This is a genomic window from Desulfamplus magnetovallimortis, from assembly GCF_900170035.1.
Taxonomy (GTDB): Bacteria; Desulfobacterota; Desulfobacteria; order Desulfobacterales; family Desulfobacteraceae; genus Desulfamplus; species Desulfamplus magnetovallimortis.
Window position 1 is genome coordinate 923,369 of sequence record NZ_LT828540.1, and the last position, 16,095, is coordinate 939,463.

The 16,095-nt window shown below is 40.8% G+C and carries 21 protein-coding genes; all 21 read right to left on the bottom strand.

The features are described 5' to 3' along the window. Positions 1–150 precede the first annotated feature (150 nt). Positions 151–2,187, bottom strand: coding sequence for a protease Lon-related BREX system protein BrxL (brxL, locus tag MTBBW1_RS03570; protein ID WP_080799228.1), 2,037 nt, complete (start codon positions 2,185–2,187; stop codon positions 151–153). 3 nt (positions 2,188–2,190) lie between these two features. Beyond that, positions 2,191–2,454: a hypothetical protein gene (locus MTBBW1_RS03575; protein ID WP_080799231.1), complete on the bottom strand. Its 264-nt coding sequence runs from the start codon at positions 2,452–2,454 to the stop codon at positions 2,191–2,193. Positions 2,455–2,520: 66 nt separating this feature from the next. After that, the gene (gene pglZ, locus MTBBW1_RS03580; protein WP_080799233.1) at positions 2,521–5,304 is read right to left on the bottom strand and encodes a BREX-1 system phosphatase PglZ type A; all 2,784 of its coding nucleotides are present in this window, start codon (positions 5,302–5,304) and stop codon (positions 2,521–2,523) included. Between the two features lie 12 nt (positions 5,305–5,316). Next, a complete protein-coding gene (locus MTBBW1_RS03585; protein ID WP_080799237.1) occupies positions 5,317–5,664 on the bottom strand; it encodes a type II toxin-antitoxin system PemK/MazF family toxin in 348 nt (115 codons plus the stop codon). After that, complete coding sequence (locus MTBBW1_RS03590) at positions 5,661–5,975, bottom strand: DUF2281 domain-containing protein (protein WP_186441067.1); 315 nt, start codon at positions 5,973–5,975, stop codon at positions 5,661–5,663. The genes MTBBW1_RS03585 and MTBBW1_RS03590 overlap by 4 nt, the downstream gene beginning before the upstream one ends. 13 nt (positions 5,976–5,988) lie before the next feature. Then, positions 5,989–6,207, bottom strand: a complete 219-nt coding sequence (locus tag MTBBW1_RS03595) for a hypothetical protein (RefSeq protein ID WP_080799243.1) — start codon at positions 6,205–6,207, stop codon at positions 5,989–5,991. A gap of 292 nt (positions 6,208–6,499) precedes the next feature. Next, the gene (locus tag MTBBW1_RS03605) at positions 6,500–6,769 is read right to left on the bottom strand and encodes a hypothetical protein (protein ID WP_080799249.1); all 270 of its coding nucleotides are present in this window, start codon (positions 6,767–6,769) and stop codon (positions 6,500–6,502) included. 41 nt (positions 6,770–6,810) lie between these two features. Beyond that, the gene (locus MTBBW1_RS03610; RefSeq protein WP_080799251.1) at positions 6,811–7,041 is read right to left on the bottom strand and encodes a hypothetical protein; all 231 of its coding nucleotides are present in this window, start codon (positions 7,039–7,041) and stop codon (positions 6,811–6,813) included. 136 nt (positions 7,042–7,177) lie between these two features. Further along, a complete protein-coding gene (locus MTBBW1_RS03615) occupies positions 7,178–7,528 on the bottom strand; it encodes a PIN domain-containing protein (protein WP_080799254.1) in 351 nt (116 codons plus the stop codon). Beyond that, on the bottom strand, positions 7,521–7,796 hold the full coding sequence (locus tag MTBBW1_RS03620) for a hypothetical protein (RefSeq protein ID WP_080799256.1): 276 nt from the start codon (positions 7,794–7,796) through the stop codon (positions 7,521–7,523). The genes MTBBW1_RS03615 and MTBBW1_RS03620 overlap by 8 nt, the downstream gene beginning before the upstream one ends. 371 nt (positions 7,797–8,167) lie before the next feature. Continuing rightward, on the bottom strand, positions 8,168–8,656 hold the full coding sequence (locus MTBBW1_RS03625; RefSeq protein WP_080799259.1) for a hypothetical protein: 489 nt from the start codon (positions 8,654–8,656) through the stop codon (positions 8,168–8,170). Beyond that, positions 8,653–9,762 carry an AAA family ATPase gene (locus tag MTBBW1_RS03630; RefSeq protein ID WP_080799262.1) on the bottom strand — a complete coding sequence of 370 codons (1,110 nt, stop codon included), beginning with the start codon at positions 9,760–9,762 and terminating at the stop codon, positions 8,653–8,655. Before MTBBW1_RS03630 ends, MTBBW1_RS03625 begins: the two co-directional genes overlap by 4 nt. Positions 9,763–9,975: 213 nt before the next feature. Then, positions 9,976–10,299 carry a DUF4926 domain-containing protein gene (locus MTBBW1_RS03635; RefSeq protein WP_080799263.1) on the bottom strand — a complete coding sequence of 108 codons (324 nt, stop codon included), beginning with the start codon at positions 10,297–10,299 and terminating at the stop codon, positions 9,976–9,978. 254 nt (positions 10,300–10,553) lie between these two features. Beyond that, complete coding sequence (locus tag MTBBW1_RS03640) at positions 10,554–11,051, bottom strand: hypothetical protein (protein WP_080799267.1); 498 nt, start codon at positions 11,049–11,051, stop codon at positions 10,554–10,556. Beyond that, positions 11,042–12,133, bottom strand: a complete 1,092-nt coding sequence (locus tag MTBBW1_RS03645) for an ATP-binding protein (RefSeq protein WP_080799270.1) — start codon at positions 12,131–12,133, stop codon at positions 11,042–11,044. The genes MTBBW1_RS03640 and MTBBW1_RS03645 overlap by 10 nt, the downstream gene beginning before the upstream one ends. A gap of 12 nt (positions 12,134–12,145) precedes the next feature. Beyond that, positions 12,146–12,361, bottom strand: a complete 216-nt coding sequence (locus MTBBW1_RS03650) for a DUF2281 domain-containing protein (RefSeq protein WP_080799273.1) — start codon at positions 12,359–12,361, stop codon at positions 12,146–12,148. A 155-nt stretch (positions 12,362–12,516) separates the two neighbouring features. Further along, complete coding sequence (locus MTBBW1_RS03655) at positions 12,517–12,939, bottom strand: type II toxin-antitoxin system VapC family toxin (protein WP_080799277.1); 423 nt, start codon at positions 12,937–12,939, stop codon at positions 12,517–12,519. Beyond that, a complete protein-coding gene (locus tag MTBBW1_RS03660) occupies positions 12,914–13,165 on the bottom strand; it encodes a hypothetical protein (protein ID WP_080799280.1) in 252 nt (83 codons plus the stop codon). The genes MTBBW1_RS03655 and MTBBW1_RS03660 overlap by 26 nt, the downstream gene beginning before the upstream one ends. A gap of 767 nt (positions 13,166–13,932) precedes the next feature. After that, entirely contained in the window at positions 13,933–14,334 is a 402-nt protein-coding gene (locus MTBBW1_RS03665; protein ID WP_080799282.1) for a HepT-like ribonuclease domain-containing protein, read from the bottom strand. After that, a complete protein-coding gene (locus tag MTBBW1_RS03670) occupies positions 14,327–14,617 on the bottom strand; it encodes a nucleotidyltransferase family protein (protein WP_080799285.1) in 291 nt (96 codons plus the stop codon). Before MTBBW1_RS03670 ends, MTBBW1_RS03665 begins: the two co-directional genes overlap by 8 nt. 15 nt (positions 14,618–14,632) lie before the next feature. Continuing rightward, positions 14,633–16,095, bottom strand: a 1,463-nt coding sequence (gene pglX, locus MTBBW1_RS03675) for a BREX-1 system adenine-specific DNA-methyltransferase PglX (RefSeq protein WP_139786657.1), incomplete at its 5' end; no start/stop codon positions are given.

Here is a 16,095-nt window from a genome sequence, read left to right on the forward strand (position 1 = left end):
CAGTTATTGAATTTGTCTGAATCAGGATAACCAGGATGAAAAGGATGCTCAGGATAAATAATCCTGCCTTATCTTGTTAATCTTGGACATCCTGATTCAGACAATGTTGACAAGGCTCAAAAGATCATAGGTGTCGGCTTTGAGAAAATATTAGTCCACCCCCAACGCCTTATACACAGCATCCACAGGGTCTGAATAGAAACTGGTCTGAAACTTTGCAAACAGCTCTCCCGGTATGGTGGGTATATCACCGACACTACTCATGGGAAGAAGAATCCGTTTGCCTCCGGCATCGAATGCCACCTGTAGTGTCTCTGCAAGGTTGGATGCTTTTTCTATGGTTCCCCCCAGACTCATATTTCCCAGGATAATCATTTGACTCTGAACCGGTCTCCCCATAAGACCTGAGCACAAGGTTATGAAGCTGCACAGGGTTATCGACGAAGCAGGGCCGGTATTTTGCATCTCCACTGTGTGAAGGTGGTAGTTGCTGTCATTCACTTTACTAATGGAGCTGACCCTTGCCATATTGGCCTTGAAATAGTCAAAAGCGATCTTGATGGCCTCTTTGGTCTTTGTGTCCGTACCGGAGCCGGACATGGATAGTTTTCCATTTCCTGCTGATACCTGAAGCTCCAGACGGTAAAGCCCCAGGTGTCCGGTTGTACCTGACATGACAGTGTGCATGGTTCCGGGATTCATGGGGCCTTCCGGGATGAGTGATCCCCCGCCTTGTTCCGGGATGCTGATGAATTTCTCTTCCAGTGTGTCGCTGTCAATGTAACTGAAGTGAACATCATAGAACTCCATCCCCCCGATCTTTTTTAGCTGCTCTTTTACCCGTCGTCTTGATTCCAGAGCATATTTAAGACACCGCTCCACAGCATCTTTACCGAACTCTCCATGGGGATAGAGGATTTTCAAAAGTCCAGAAACGGTCTTTCTGACAGCAATGATATCCCTTTGGTTGAGGTTGTTTCCGATCTTGAAATACTTATCAATGGCATCTGAGAAGCTTCTTTTGCGCATCTCCCGCAAAAACTCTGCCAGAAAATCGACAATCAACCCATACTGGTTGGTGAGGAACTCGGGTCTCATTTTGGGAATCTCCCATCCTGGAAGGTATGCGTGCATGCGATCAAAAAACGCTGCATCCACCATTTCATCGGGGAAGGGAGCAAAGAGGTGGCTGGTCTTCACCAGAATATCCACACTCTGGTTGATGTTCCCCACAAACACCATGGCGGCATTTGCGTTGATCTGATCCCGTCCTCTGGAAAAAGATCCTGAAGCCATGTAGTCCTTCATGATCTGAACACCGTCATTATCCTTGAACTTGATACCTGCCACCTCGTCAAAGGCAACGGTATCCCATACGCCCACAAGACCCACTTTTCTTCTGCTCATGTTGTAGAAAAGGTTGGCAACGGTTGTCTGACCGCCGGATACTAAAATGGAATTGGGGCTGATCTCTTTATAGATATGACTCTTTCCGGTTCCCCTGGGGCCAAGTTCACAGAGATTGTAGTTGTTCTCCACCAAAGGGATCAATCTTGTCAGGAAGTGCCACTTGACCCGCTCTTCAAACTGGGTGGGTTCAAGACCGGTGGAACGGAGCATCATGTCAATCCATTGGGGTTCAGTAAAGTGTTTGCGTCCCTCAAAGATGGACTCCATGTCAAGATTTGGCATCTGGATGGGTTTTAGCTCCGAGATGATAAATGGAGATCCTTGTGCCCCTTCTTCATAGTAGTACTGGAGATTCAGGATGCACCAGATTCCACCCACAAGAAGTTTCTCAAACTGTTTTACAAGGGAACTTGAAACCTCAAGTCCCTTGACCCCAAGGTTGGAGAGGGTTGCTTCGTAGATATCCCGCTTTTCATTGAGCTTCACCATCACCTTGTCGATGACCTTGAAGCTGCCCAGCTCTTTGATCCTGGATTTGACCTTTTCCGCTTCATCGGGGCGGACATAGTTGTCAGAGAGAATACGTTTGACGTTTTCAAGACCTTCCTGAATCACCTCTTCATCTTCAACCGCACAGTACATCCCCAGAAGGTACTCCAGCACATAGACCGGAACATTTGCACCTTCTTTGAGGCGTTTGGTCAAATCCTTCCGAACAACTCGTCCTGCAAAATGACAATTCAGCAACAGATCTATGCTGACCTCTTCCTTCTCCATCTTTTACCCTCGATTGTTAAACTTCTCAATAAACCCCATCTTGCAAGATTTAAAACCGTCCTCCAAGTCATTAATAAAATCTTCTGTATAACCTGCTTTAGAAAAATCATTAATTACATTTTTCAATGACATTTTTTGGTCAAATTCTTCCAATTCAATGATTTCCTTTCTAATTACAATTTCAACATTTTTTGAAAGCAATTCTTTTAAAATATACAAAAATTTATCATCAATTTCATTTAGTTTTACATTTAATATTGCCTGCATATTATCACCATTTTTTACATTTAATAATTTTAATTGATAAATGGATACGCTGTATTAGTTTTATTTTTAAAAATCATTTGCAAATGCAATATCGATCTTTATGGGAACCCGGTCGTACTCGGTTTCATCCTCTGCATTGCGAAGCACCAGTGCATACTCTTTTTTATTATCAAACGGCCTTGATTGCAACGGTAATTTGACCGCTTTTTTTCGATCTTCCATTGAAGATGAGCTGCTGTCAAATGTGATGGTCTCCTCAGAGCTGATGCGATTGTTTCCATCCCTCAAGGATATTTTCAAGATTCTGGCTTTCATCCTCTCGGATACCGCATCGGTCTGGATTAAATCAAATCTTGGGATGTTAGTGACGATCTTTTTAGTTGATCCCAATATGGATACTCCAACTCTCTTGATCTCAGATTCCTCCCTGTGGATTCCTTTCATCTCCGATACCGTCACCATGGGTATCACGATCTCCTGAAGCATTGCTCCTCCATGGAAAAACTTTGCCCCTCCAGTGAAGTAAAATCGGTTGGTTCCTTTGGGAAGCCAGAACTTCATGTCGGTATCAGTACCGGCGGTCTGTCTGGTGTTTCCTGAAAATAGGGTGTCTGTGAGGCATGGATCTTTTCCAAAGCCCAGATCTTTTCCAAGGATAAATCGTTTGTGTTTTTTAATCACATTGGGGGAACCCATATCTACACCTGCATCCGTCAGTGTACTACCCGTCAGTGTACTTTTATCTAATTGTTCCAGCTCTTTTTCCTGGTATATGAATCCATGATCCGATGTGATCAGGATTCGGGTTCCATTGAGGCTGTTGATGATAAATCCCACCAGGGCGGTCAACTCATCAATGGTGGTTCTCACCGCTTCAAAGGTTTTCTCTTCGGATGCGGCTTTGTCTCCCACGGCATCAATTTGATCATGATATATGTAGATCACCCGGTGTTGTTTTACAAATTCCCGTCCTTTATCTTTGCTCATGGATGACAGCTCCGATGCCTTGATTGCGGTGCCGTCAAATTCGTTGAGGATTGCAGCCCGTTGTTCAAGGGATGCGGTTGATTTTCCGTCAATGCGGGGAGTGGCAGCATCACTTTTGCCGTGGGAGGTGGTTTCCGGGAATGATAATGATTGATGGGGAAGAAGAGAGGCCATTCCAAGGGATGTGTAGCTGGGCAATACTCCCAGCATCGGTTCTATCTCAGCTTTGAGTCGATATTTGCCGTTAATACTTGTGGTCAACTCTTTGGCAGCTTCATACCTGAATGCGTCACTGATGATCACAAAAATTCTGGAACGATCCGATCCGGTTAGAATCGGTTTTATTCTCTGCTTAAAGAAATTGTATTGATTGATAATCCTTGGGAGTTTCCAGGTTTCAAGTAGTGCAGTGGATGCATTCCTATTTTCAGATTGAGACGTTTTAGTTTCAGACGACGCATGAATGTCAGACGACGCATCCGATTCCAGAAAATCTCCCCAACTCATGGAAAGTTGTTCCATAAACCAGCCACTGTAGCAGTCATCAACGGATTGTCGAAGGGGCTTCAGCACATCCCAACCTGCTTGTTCCGTCTGGTTGGCGATCTCAATGAACTGTCTGTAATCCTGATCAAACCGATAGAGTTTTTCTGTATAGGCGGCAAACAATTCCACAGCGGATTTATAGTGGAAACCGGAATCATATTTCTTTCTCAGGTAAAATAGATCAATTGCAATCTCCAGAGCCTGATATGCAGATTGATAGAGATTTTTTCCTTTTGCATCGTAGCCTGATGTTCCATACAATCGATGGTTGCACCAGTACCCATCCACCCGTTTTTTGATGATCTCCAAAGTATCTGAAAAATCCTTATGAGAGATATTGATGATCTGATCTCGAAGAGAGCTGATGATTCGTTGTTCCACCTTCTCAAACGTCATAACATCTATGAGATCTTCTATCTCCAGCCCGGATAGGATATCTGCAAGGCCCAGTTTATCGTCAATAAATCGTGATATACGATTGAAGTTCTGACAATGGATGGTATGGGTCTGCCACTGATTGATGAAGACAGATGCGTTGGTTCCCGTAATGGTTCCAGGTAATTTGAAATGTTCAAGGGAGATGGGAAGATCATTCTTGAAATTGTTTGCAAAGTCCGTAACAAACACTTTGATCAAGAGGCCCTTTAAGCTGTGCTCCATCTGCCCATTATCGGATTCATTGGTGTATCCGAATGTTTGAGTCATCAGGCTCCAGAAGTATTGGGAAAGTTCAAGGGATTCGATCTCTTTCCAGGGCTTTGACTCCAGAGTGGGATTGAATTGATCATCCTTACAAAAGGAATCCATCAGCTTCATGAGAATCGCAAAGGGTTCCGGTCTGGATGCTCTTGTCAGAACGGTGAGCATCTTCAAATCCATAGTCTCTTTCCTGTCATCGAATTCCACCCATTTTTTCAGTCTGTCGAGCCTGTCCTGACTTCTGAAAAAGCTGCTTCGACCCTTGATGTAGGGTCTCATGCTCATGTTGGAGAGTCCCAGCTCTTTCATCAGAATGGATGCTTTGTCTGCATGGAAAAGGGATGAGTAGAGTTTTATGTCACAGAGCCAATCCGTTTCCGGGGAAGGTTCCGGGTAAGGTGCATAGAGGATGAATTTCTCTTCTAAATCTTGCGTTTCAAGTCGGATTTTCAGATCCAGTGCAGCCACTTCATCGATTCTGATGAGGGTTGCCCCCTCCACTTCAATTGATGGGAGCAGTTCCTCAAATTCCTTTTCTGCGTCATACCAGAAGACAAGTCGTTTTTTCTCTTCCTGAAAGATTCGGGTCAGTGCCTGGTTGGTTTGTTCGATGTCCATTTATCTCCCCACTTATTCACCCAACAAAAAAATTCCGATATTTTGATCAACAGCTTCCATTATTTTTGCTTCAACTGTCCCAATGAATTTTATGAATCGTTTTTTATCAAAAGAACTTATCTGTTTTGTTTTTAAAAGAGAATTTTTCATTAATCTGTTACTTTCATCTTTTTCCAATAGCAGATCCAATTCTGTCAGCTTTTCAATCTTTGAAGAAATCGGTATTACCGTTAACAAGCCACTTGATGAAATATAAATGTCCTGTTGAATGATAAGGGCTGGCCTGATTTTTCTGTACTCATGTCCGATACTTGGATCAAAGTTGACAAGCCATATCTGGCCCCTTTGATATTTCTTCATATCTCTTCCAGATTCATATAGTAGTTGATCTCTTCTTCTGACAGAGATTCATCTGAATTATCCATAGCTCCGGTCAACTCAATATCTCTTTCCGAAGCTTCAATTTTTAATTCTTCAATTGAATCATCAAAGTCATCACTCATATGGATCATCCCTTTAAGGGTTCCGGCTTTTCTTTTTGACTTGGTCTGCTTTTGTTTCTTTTTAATAATGATAATTTCAAAAGAATCTCCCATATCCGGCAAATCTTCATCCAGTATAATGGTTCTGGGAGATGTCAATTTTCCTTGTGTAATAATCGCTTGTTCCATGGTGTACCTCATTTTATGTTGAGTAGATCTCCCAGTCATCCAGGGCAACTGGTTCCGTCGGGTCAATATATTTTATTGGTTTATTCCAGAATGGATATCGCTTTTTTGCTTTATGGGTTTTTGCTTTGGACACGATGACGACGCTTATTTTTTCTCCCGCATTGAACGGCAAGTTATTGATCGTTATTGTGCCGTTTTGATTCATGATATGCTCATTTGAATATGTTTGCATGGTATCCACCTTTTTAGCTTAAATTGATTTTCTGATCATTTTTCGGCATGTTTCATTTACCGCTTTACACTTTCAGGGACACCATTCCCATTTGTCGGGATTCTTCCTAAAAAAAGTGTAAACTACGTTGGGGATGAGATGAAAGATGCCCATTTTTCAATATCAATCCAGTTTTATTCTTAAATCTTTGAATATTCTCCATCTGTCCCATATTCGCCAACGGTTTTAAGTAATTGCAAACATAGGCCTCAACTTTATTTTTCCGCCACCAGATTACCAAACTTCCCATAGTTTACCGTGGAAATGGATACAATTTTCCATATTCGGGGGTGGCTGAATGCCGGCCATGACCGTTTACCTTCACCCCGTCATCCAGATCAAGGCTGATCTTCATATCGGCATGGTGACGCAGTTCATCATCAAAGTCTTGCAGCTCGGTCTGTTTTTCCTTTTTAATCTTGATACCAATTTCCCAGATTGAAATGGCGGAGATGAAAGCAGGTACAAAAGGTATTTGTCGGCAGGCTTTTTGTGCAGGGGTCAGATAATTTTTCAGGGTCAAGTGTCCACCATAACAACGCACAGGTATCCAATAAAAGCATTTTAAATATCCCCCCACTCATCTATCTCCGGCTTTAGAAGGTCATCGTGATATTTTACCTTGCCTCGAACATCTTTGAATATATCTTCAACTGTATTATGGGGGGCCAGAAATGAAATCTTGATAAATGGCATACCTTGATCAACGACAATGACGTCATCACCAGTCTGTTTGATATGATTAAAATATTTTTGTATATTTTGCTCTAAAACTTCTTTCGTAATGGTCAACATCTATACATCCCCCTCTTTTTCATGGCTGGAGCAGTCCGGCTGTTCTTAAATGATTAAAATTAAACACTTTATTCCCTTGATTTGAAATCTCCAGATACAGATCCAGATCCACCGTGAACACACAACTCACTCTTTTTTATTTGATCACAATACCCGTGTCTGCCACACCAAGCTTAAATGATTGTTTTCCGCTGAAAATCATATCCTTTTGAATATGAGATTCCTTGACCCGACTAACAAAATCACCCAAAAATGCGAGCAATTCCAGAGCTTGACGGGAATGTGTCTGCTTGAGTAAATTGGACACTTCCGCAAGACAGTGAGAGGTGATCCATAACTCTCTAAATGGGTCAATCAATTCCACTAACAGATCAAAATCTTCCGGTGTAAATGCGTTTGTTCTTTTATGTTTCCCGATAAGATTTCTGTCATACAGTCCAACAATCAGCAAAAGAAATAAATTAGTATCAAGAAGTACACTACGCATTGCTGACTTCACGAATCTTTATCGATTTAACCTCTTCAGTCTTATTGTCTATGCAGACAATTTTATAATCTCTTTTAAGCCTTTGGATGTTGGATATCAGCCCCCCTTTTTCATGATCCCAGGGACGGGAGAATCCAACGGTCACTTCCCAGGTATCTGCTTTTTCATCCAATGCGACTTCTTCCAGCCCAATATTTTCCAGGTTTTCCGATTCAAAAATATCTGCAATATATTCGATTGCTTTTTTGACTGCTTCTTTTACGTTCATTGCTATTTCTCCATTTTACCGTGAAAATGATTATCATTTTTATAGTTGGGGGTGATTGATACACAATCATGCCCGTTTACTTATAAAAATTACTTTTCCCCGGTAATCGCCTTCCTCTCAGCCACCAGATTCCCAAACTTCCCATAGTTTACCTTCACCCCGTCATCCAGATCAAGGCGGATCTTCATATCGGCATGGTGACGCAGTTCATCATCGCCAGTAGATGGGGCGTTTCTTGTACATCTTTTATAGAAAGTCCCCGTCTTTTAAGGTTTTAAGGACTTTCATGCTTCGTTGTGGCAAATATGTATGCCATGGCCGTTATATAAAATTCTGTAACTTTAATTACTGCTTCATTTCAATTTTTTCCATCAATGAAATAAAAATGGTTTCACGGAAATCACCATACGATCCAACTCGTCTTGATTATGCTTCAATAGATCGTGACCCCAAATATTATTCGTTTCATTAACGCAATCTTTTGCAAGAGCTTTTCCAATGGTTTCATATGAATTTAACCCGGGAATTTTCTTCTTCAGTTCTTCGGTTTCGGAAAAAGATCCAAGGATGAAAACGCGATCTGATACGTCATTCGGGATATCTTTTTGTGCCTCTTCAAAACGATTCTCATCACCATCAAAATCAATGAGAATCAGCATCCTTCTTTGGTCATATTTACGCATGTCATTGATATGGTTACTTTTAAACTGACTCAATGCTTTTATCCACCCTCCACTTGGTGGTAAAACTTGAATATTACGGTCATTGAGATCTGAACATAAAAGAAATCCATTGGCAACTTGTCTATTTGCATCATCTTCGGGCAAAATCAGTAGATGTTTTTTGTATTTATTGGTCATAGTTCGATATCGCCACGGATCAAAGAATCTATAAGATCTCCGTTGAAAGATATGTCGCTCAACAAACGACTCAATGCAGGTTCAAGGTGATTTTTACGATGAATGACAAAGGTATTTTCATTTGAAAATTTTCGTATGGTTTCTGAATTGTGTGATGTTGCCAGGAACTGCCCGTTTTGCTCAAATGATCTTCGAAGAGAAGCGGTAAAGTGGCCTATCTCTGATAGAGACAAATAGTTATCCGGCTCATCCCAAAAGCAAAAGAGAGGTCCGTATGACTGATTTGCCGCCAAAACCACCGCACAGAGAAAAAAACATTTCTCTCCATCCGATAGATCGTTGAAATAGATGTTTACATTTGAAGATTTCTCTTGAAAACGGACACTCATGACCTTGAAATTTTTTCCAACGATTTCATTCCGAAAATCTTTTAAATCCGGCATGATATCTTTTAGATATTGGTCAATATATGTGTAAGCTGCCGGATATTGTGACAGCAACCCTGTAAACCATTCTCCACAATTACTTCCATCCCGTTTGGGTTCCAATGTCTCACCTTTGGACTCTCCATTCATAAAAACAGGTATGGGTGACAAGATGATCATGTGAGCGAGCCAGGTTTTGAATATATGAAGCGGGTCATCTTCCGAACGGTTTTGAATTACTGGAAGGGCTATAAGATGCCAATCCACCATAAAATTAGTTTCATTTTTATTCTGTTTTGAAAACAGTGAAACCACTGCTTCTTTTCTTGAGTAGATTGATTCTCCCGAAACTGTCAGTTTTTCTTCAAGTATTCGAAGTTCCTTGAAGTTCTCGGGTAGCTCCAAAGCAATTATATATTGATACAAAGCATCATTAATTGTTACTTCTATTTCAAAGCGGATGGGGACATCAGACCTGTCGCGTGAAAAGTCATTCGGTTGTAAAAGATCGCCTATCTTATTGATGCCCCTGCCAATACTTTGAAGTATTTCCAATGCAACCCCAATAGTTGATTTTCCTGTGCCATTTTTTCCAATTAGTAGGGCTGAGTGCATATTTTTAAGGTTTAATTCAAAATTTTCCAAACATCTAAAGTTATGTATATAGAGTCTTTCAAGCATGATTTCTTCCCATTATAATTTTAGCAATGATTCGATACTTTTTCCTGGTAATCCTCTTCTTATCCGCCACCAGATTCCCAAACTTCCCATAGTTCACCTTCACCCCGTCATCCAGATCAAGGCTTATCTTCATATCGGCATGGTGGTGCAGTTCATCATCAAAGTCTTGTAGATTGGTCTGTCTCTCTTCTTGAAAAAATCGATTATCTGCTGTTAAGCAGTTTTACGATACCTGAAAGATAAAAACCTTGCAAAATCCAACACTTGCCTTGCCACATCATCAGGCATTCCAGCAACCAGGGAAGATGTCTGTTCAGCGATTGGAATCCATTGTTTTGTTTCTGATTTCCAGACAACCATAAAATATTTTTTATGAAGACTCAGGAAATCCATTGTTTCACCTTTTTCATTGGTAAATTCAATTTCATAAATATCATTGCTATGGGAATGAACCACAGTACCACATAAACCAGCATTCAGATTTTTTTCAGGAATGCTCGTGATCAGTTCTATGATATCTCCAATATCTGGTAACATATTATTTTCCTCATACAATATAAAGAGTTACAAGATGGGATTTTCTTGTGTTCGGATGTATAATCCAGCCGGTTTTTACAAAGGTTCCGGGAAGTTTGCTAATTTTTTACTAAGCTCAGAAACATCTTCAAAAGCCTTAGCTACCTCTTTGGTTATAAATGTCATAATAAATATCAAACACAATAAATTATTATCAAGAAGTGCATACACATTGTTGTGCCGTTACAAATATTTTAGATTTAATTTCAATAGGTTTATGTGGTTTCGATTTTTTCTCTTAAATCAGCCCATTCCTTTAGCCAATCAGCAATATCATTTGTTGCTCTCTGGATTCCTATGAGCACTCTTTCCCTGAAAGCTCCAGCTCCCTGAAGATCATTATCTTTGAACCAGTCATCCATTGCCCAGAAGAGATCTTTACCGGCAAATGCGTGTAGATAGTATTGATTCCTGCACCCACCTGCTTCACATTCCGGTAAATATGCAGTGAAGGAATTCACGATATCTTCTTTTTTGACCAGTTGGGTCTCATGGTGTTGTTCGATGAGTTGGTCTAATTGGGTGAGGCAGAATTCTTTATCGAAGTGCTCTGGAAAGAGATATTTATCCCTTCCTTTCTTTTGCCCAAAGTTGGAGGGAAGATCTTTGAGACGAATTCTGTTGGTACTCAAGGCCAGTCTTGCAGATTGATATGCGGATAGTTTATCACGAGCGGTATTGCCCCCTTCACAGAGAAGCTGTGCTACAGGCATAATCTTCCCCCCTTGAGTCTATGGATCTCTTCCGGGCTGGCGATGGATGAAACAGATTCGGAATGGGTGGTCATGATGAACTGACACTCTTTACCGATCACCGGAAGTGCATTGACAAGGGATTGGGCCAGTGGGGGATGAAGATTGAGATCCACTTCATCAATGAGTACCACGCTGTTTCGGATCTGCATTCTCACAAATTCAAACAGCATGGGAAAAATGGATTGTTCACCTGCGGACATCTCTTCGATATCATATGTTCGATTTCCATCAGACAGTATGAAATAGTAGTCATCCGATGTGGGAGCGTCACCCTTGTGCATGGGTTCAAGGCCATGGAAATATCTTCCTGGAAAGACTTTCTTGTATGAATTTTCCAACTCCATCAACCAGCTATTTCCTTTATCTTCACCGACAAGCTGACTCAGTTTCCAGGCATTCAGATATCGTCTTAGGCGAGAGACACCAATCTCATAAGAAACCCGTCCAGTGGATCGTTTGTCTTCCCCTTCAAGGGGTGGTGTGGCGAGGTTTCTGAATTGATCAAACCAGAAAAAACCGGGGAGTTTATCAAAGTAATCTCTTGCCCAGGGTGATGTTTTGATCAGTTGGGTAGCATATTGACGACCTTTCAACTGGGAAAGGGTCTCTTTTGATTTTTTTCCCTTTTCTCCAACAACTTCCACCCACTCACCACTAAGTCTGAGTGTGATTTCTTTATTCTCATTGGGGATTACCTTAGATTTTGGTTTTTTTAGCTCAATCCATTTTTGAGCAACTTCCTTTGTCGCCTGAATCTCTTCATCTGTGAAATGGACATCCAGTTCTATCAACGGCGTTCCCCACTTTTCATATCTTTCGGGAACCCATCCCTGCCAATCGAATTCAGAGACATTTCTTATCTTACCGGAGCACATGGAAAGGCACAGTGCAATGGCCTGCAAAAGGGTTGTCTTGCCACTTCCATTGTCCCCCAAAATGAGAAACTGATCTGATAGATCTTGAGTCAGGTCATTAATAAAATCGACCTCAAGGTCTTTGAATCGTTTGAAGTTTTCGAGTCTTATTTTTGATATTTTCAACGGTTGTCCTCTTCAGTTTACCATAAAATCTTCAAGTGGTTCATCAAAATCATCACTCATATGGATCATACCTTTAAGGGTTCCAGCTTTTCTTTTTGGCTTGGTCTGCTTCTGCTTCTTTTTAATAATGATAATGTCAAATGAACCTCCCAAATCAGGCATATCTTCATCCAGTATAATGGTTCTGGGAGATGTCAATTTTCCTTGTGTAATGATCGCTTGTTCCATGATGCACCTCTTTTATGTTGAGTGATTACTTTTCTCCGATAATCGCCTTCTTATCCGCCACCAGATTCCCAAACTTCCCATAGTTCACCTTCACCCGTCATCCAGATCAAGGCTGATCTTCATATCGGAATCGTTATCGGACACAGGCATCATTTTTATTCTCTATTCCAATTATCTAATTTTAACCCAAAATGCTCTTCCATGGGTCGGTAATGCTTTTGATTGTTTGTAATAAGCGTAAGATTCTTTGAAATTGCTGTTGCACCAATTATGATATCAAATTCTCCAGGAAGTTTACCTTTTTGCTTAAAGCAAGAATATATGTCACCTGATTTTTCCAAAATAATCTGATCCAGATAAAGTATGGAAGTAACATTCATGAGTTCATGGAACACATCAAGTCTTTTCAAAGCATTAACGGCTTTATATCCTCTAAGGCATTCATAATAGGTAATGCAACTTATGGTAAAGTTTTTATGTTTTTGAAAGTAGTTGTATGCATAATCATATACATTCTGCTTTTTTTTCAGGATATAACTGAGAATGTCTGTATCAATCAAACATAAATTGTCGTTCATCAATCTGTTCTCTTTTTTTATAAATTTCGTTTAGGTTTAAATCGTTCTCTTCTATATTTGAAAATTTTTTTGTGACATAATCCAAAAAATCAGCGGAGACAGAAGGCTCTGGTTCTAAATCGACAATGGTCAGTCTTATACGATGTTTATGGAGTTTTTTCATCTCATACGGTAACACAATTATACCTTGTTCATTTATTTCTGATTCTAATTGATAGGTTCTCATTGTTTATCTCTCCAAAATATTAAACTTTTGAATAATGCAAAATAAAGCTGATATAGTAATTTGTTTGAAACGCAGTTTATCATATCGAGCATTTTGTTTCTTTGAAAATTTTTGATTTTTCATCCTCTGATCGTCCGTCAATCAGTCGGAAATAACTCCCTTTCAATTGCGGGTGTGGGAAATTTTCCAAAACAAAAGCAGTTGTGGAAACGACCTCGCCACCAATGCTGTCACCCTCCCTTGCACCAAGGATTGAAATCTCTTTCCACACCAAGGTAGTCCTCTATAGATTCAATGGATGTTTTAATATCCAGAAGAAATTTTTTTACCTTGTTATCCATAAATCTGAACCTTGTTCTTATTTACGCTCTCAATAAAATAGGGATTACCAAGAGATCTTTCGGTAATCAGGTCAACCGGTTTATTCAAGATTTTTTTCAGGAATGCTCGTGCATACAATATTTTGATTGTGCCACTGTCTGAATCACGGATTAAACGGATTAAAAGATTTCACGGATTGAAAAAATCCGTGTCATCCGTGTCATCTGTGGCAATCCGTGATTCAGACAAATTAAAAAAGTGTAAACTACTTTTGGCCTCAAATGAAGGATGCCGAAATTTAATCATCACTTTTCCCCGGTAATCGCCTTCTTCTCCGCCACCAGATTCCCAAACTTCCCATGATTCACCTTCACCCCGTCATCCAGATCAAGGCTGATCTTCATATCGGCATGATGACGCAGTTCATCATCAAAGGTAAGGGGCGTTTACTGAGTTTCCCCTTCATTGGGCGAGGAAGATGACATATCCTCAATCATTTGCTTTATGGTACGATGGAGAAGAGGAATTTTTTCCTTGCATGTATAAAACACGACTTCAGCATTCACTGTGGGATAGTGATGGGTCAGGATATCCCGCATGGCCTTTGCGTTTTTCCACGCAACCTGAGGATATTGATGCAGCAAGCTGTTTTGAGTTACTTTATCAAGATTCTTTAGAGATTCACCAATGACGATGAACATCATGCAGATTGCATCCATTTTTTCGACACCGGCCTGAGTATGTGTAAAATCATCTACTGTCTTAATGATGCTGAATCTATGAATGATTTTTGCTGATGCATCTTCGATCTGTCGAAGTATTTCTAATGCAAGCTCTTTATCAGACATATAATGCATCCCTGTCGATTCTCTGTTTTAAAAAATTATTTGTATATTTCCCATAAAGAACAACATCAACAGATTTTTTGAATTTTGATTCAAGATCATTTTTTATTCCTGCAAGAGCAAAGAGATCCGGTTTTATCATTTCAACGAACACATCAATATCGCTGGCCTGAGTGGACTCATTTCTCGCAACGGAACCAAAGATACCCATTTTGGAGATACCGTGTTCTTTTTCAACCTCATGTTTATATTGACGCAAAATTTGGACAATTTGTTCTCTTTTCATATCCCCTCCAAATGATTACTTTTCTCCGGTAATCGCCTTCTTATCCGCCACCAGATTCCCAAACTTCCCATAATTCACCTTAACCCCATCATCCAGATCCAGGGAGATCTTCATATCGGCATGGTGACGCAGTTCATCATCAAAGGCTTGCAGCTCGGTCTGTTTTTTCTTGAGAAGATCAATTTCCCTCTGCAACTTCTTCTGGGTTGATGCCGTGGTCGTTGCATCCTTTTCATCCTCCAGATATTCAATCCGGGCGACCATATTCCCCTGTAGCGGGGTCACATACTTGGATCGCATTCGGGAGAGGGTGACTTCGTTGTACCGGTGCAGATAGACCAGACACTCGAACGCCCGCTGCTTTCCACTGGAAAAGAGCCAGTAGATGGGGCGTTTCTTGTACATCTTCATGTGATCCTTGAAAAAGGTGGTGCTCAGGTATCGCCTTATGGTCTCTTCCGGTGATTCACCGGCTTTGGGCTTTAAGGTGTCGGCAATGAATTTGAGATTGTCATTGAGGGTTTCGGCAGGCCATGCGGTTTTCATGAAGGTGATGAACTGACGGGTCGCATCATCGTCAAACCACGCCATGTCCATGATTGGGATAATACCGTCATCATCCGCCGGAAAGGTTTTGTACCGTGAGGGATTAAAGCCCTCATTTGCACTGTGGGCATAGATGAGACCGGGTTCATCCAGACTGTAACGTCCCATCATGCAGCCGATACTGTAGGATATCAGCTCTTTCATGGTGTCGGTGAGAAGCAGGGCTTCATAGGCTTCGTCTGTCTTGCCCTGACCATAGCGGTAATGGGGATTGCAGGTAAGGGTGATTTCGTGAAGGGGAACGTCCGGGGTGAGTTCATCCTCAAGACCATAGGCTTCAATGAAGATGCAGTTGTTTTCCTCTTCAAGGCGTTGCATTTCAAGGGTGGTCTGTTGCCAGTGATTGCTGAGGGTGGTGTATGCTTTGCTTAAATCGGTGGTGTGATGGTCGGAGTCGATAAGGGGGAGGGTTTTGAAATCCCAGGATGTTTCGTAGGAATCCCAGTCATTTTTAGCCAAATTGATTATCTGACTAATGATATCTTTTTCATCTTTATTTAAATTATTTTTTATTGGTAGAGATGCAATGTTTCCTATTTGGAAATGCAACGTTGGATTTAATACTTTTAAAAAATGATTTGATAACTTTGAATTAAGAAATGCGATGCTTGTTTTAATATCTGATTTTTCGCCGAATGCACATGGCCCTGAATTATCATGAATAGCACCTTGTCCCGAATATCTCGCACTAAACTGAGATGAAGTGACGTCTGACCACGTTAAACAATTTTTTTTAAAATATTTTTCATTTCGAATAGTACTTCCTTTGAAATTCTTAATAGCCGCACCATTATCACTCCAATTTACTACATAATCATTATTTCCAAACCATTTTCTAAATGCCCCCCCTTTGTTGTAACGGTGCCAATGTT

Coding starts and splice junctions, on each gene's coding strand:
- brxL (WP_080799228.1), bottom strand. CDS start 2,187: ATGGAGAAGGAAGAGGTCAGCATAGATCTGTTGCTGAATTGTCATTTT.
- MTBBW1_RS03575 (WP_080799231.1), bottom strand. CDS start 2,454: ATGCAGGCAATATTAAATGTAAAACTAAATGAAATTGATGATAAATTT.
- pglZ (WP_080799233.1), bottom strand. CDS start 5,304: ATGGACATCGAACAAACCAACCAGGCACTGACCCGAATCTTTCAGGAA.
- MTBBW1_RS03585 (WP_080799237.1), bottom strand. CDS start 5,664: ATGAAGAAATATCAAAGGGGCCAGATATGGCTTGTCAACTTTGATCCA.
- MTBBW1_RS03590 (WP_186441067.1), bottom strand. CDS start 5,975: ATGGAACAAGCGATTATTACACAAGGAAAATTGACATCTCCCAGAACC.
- MTBBW1_RS03595 (WP_080799243.1), bottom strand. CDS start 6,207: ATGCAAACATATTCAAATGAGCATATCATGAATCAAAACGGCACAATA.
- MTBBW1_RS03610 (WP_080799251.1), bottom strand. CDS start 7,041: ATGTTGACCATTACGAAAGAAGTTTTAGAGCAAAATATACAAAAATAT.
- MTBBW1_RS03615 (WP_080799254.1), bottom strand. CDS start 7,528: ATGCGTAGTGTACTTCTTGATACTAATTTATTTCTTTTGCTGATTGTT.
- MTBBW1_RS03620 (WP_080799256.1), bottom strand. CDS start 7,796: ATGAACGTAAAAGAAGCAGTCAAAAAAGCAATCGAATATATTGCAGAT.
- MTBBW1_RS03625 (WP_080799259.1), bottom strand. CDS start 8,656: ATGACCAATAAATACAAAAAACATCTACTGATTTTGCCCGAAGATGAT.
- MTBBW1_RS03630 (WP_080799262.1), bottom strand. CDS start 9,762: ATGCTTGAAAGACTCTATATACATAACTTTAGATGTTTGGAAAATTTT.
- MTBBW1_RS03635 (WP_080799263.1), bottom strand. CDS start 10,299: ATGTTACCAGATATTGGAGATATCATAGAACTGATCACGAGCATTCCT.
- MTBBW1_RS03640 (WP_080799267.1), bottom strand. CDS start 11,051: ATGCCTGTAGCACAGCTTCTCTGTGAAGGGGGCAATACCGCTCGTGAT.
- MTBBW1_RS03650 (WP_080799273.1), bottom strand. CDS start 12,361: ATGGAACAAGCGATCATTACACAAGGAAAATTGACATCTCCCAGAACC.
- MTBBW1_RS03655 (WP_080799277.1), bottom strand. CDS start 12,939: ATGAACGACAATTTATGTTTGATTGATACAGACATTCTCAGTTATATC.
- MTBBW1_RS03660 (WP_080799280.1), bottom strand. CDS start 13,165: ATGAGAACCTATCAATTAGAATCAGAAATAAATGAACAAGGTATAATT.
- MTBBW1_RS03665 (WP_080799282.1), bottom strand. CDS start 14,334: ATGTCTGATAAAGAGCTTGCATTAGAAATACTTCGACAGATCGAAGAT.
- MTBBW1_RS03670 (WP_080799285.1), bottom strand. CDS start 14,617: ATGAAAAGAGAACAAATTGTCCAAATTTTGCGTCAATATAAACATGAG.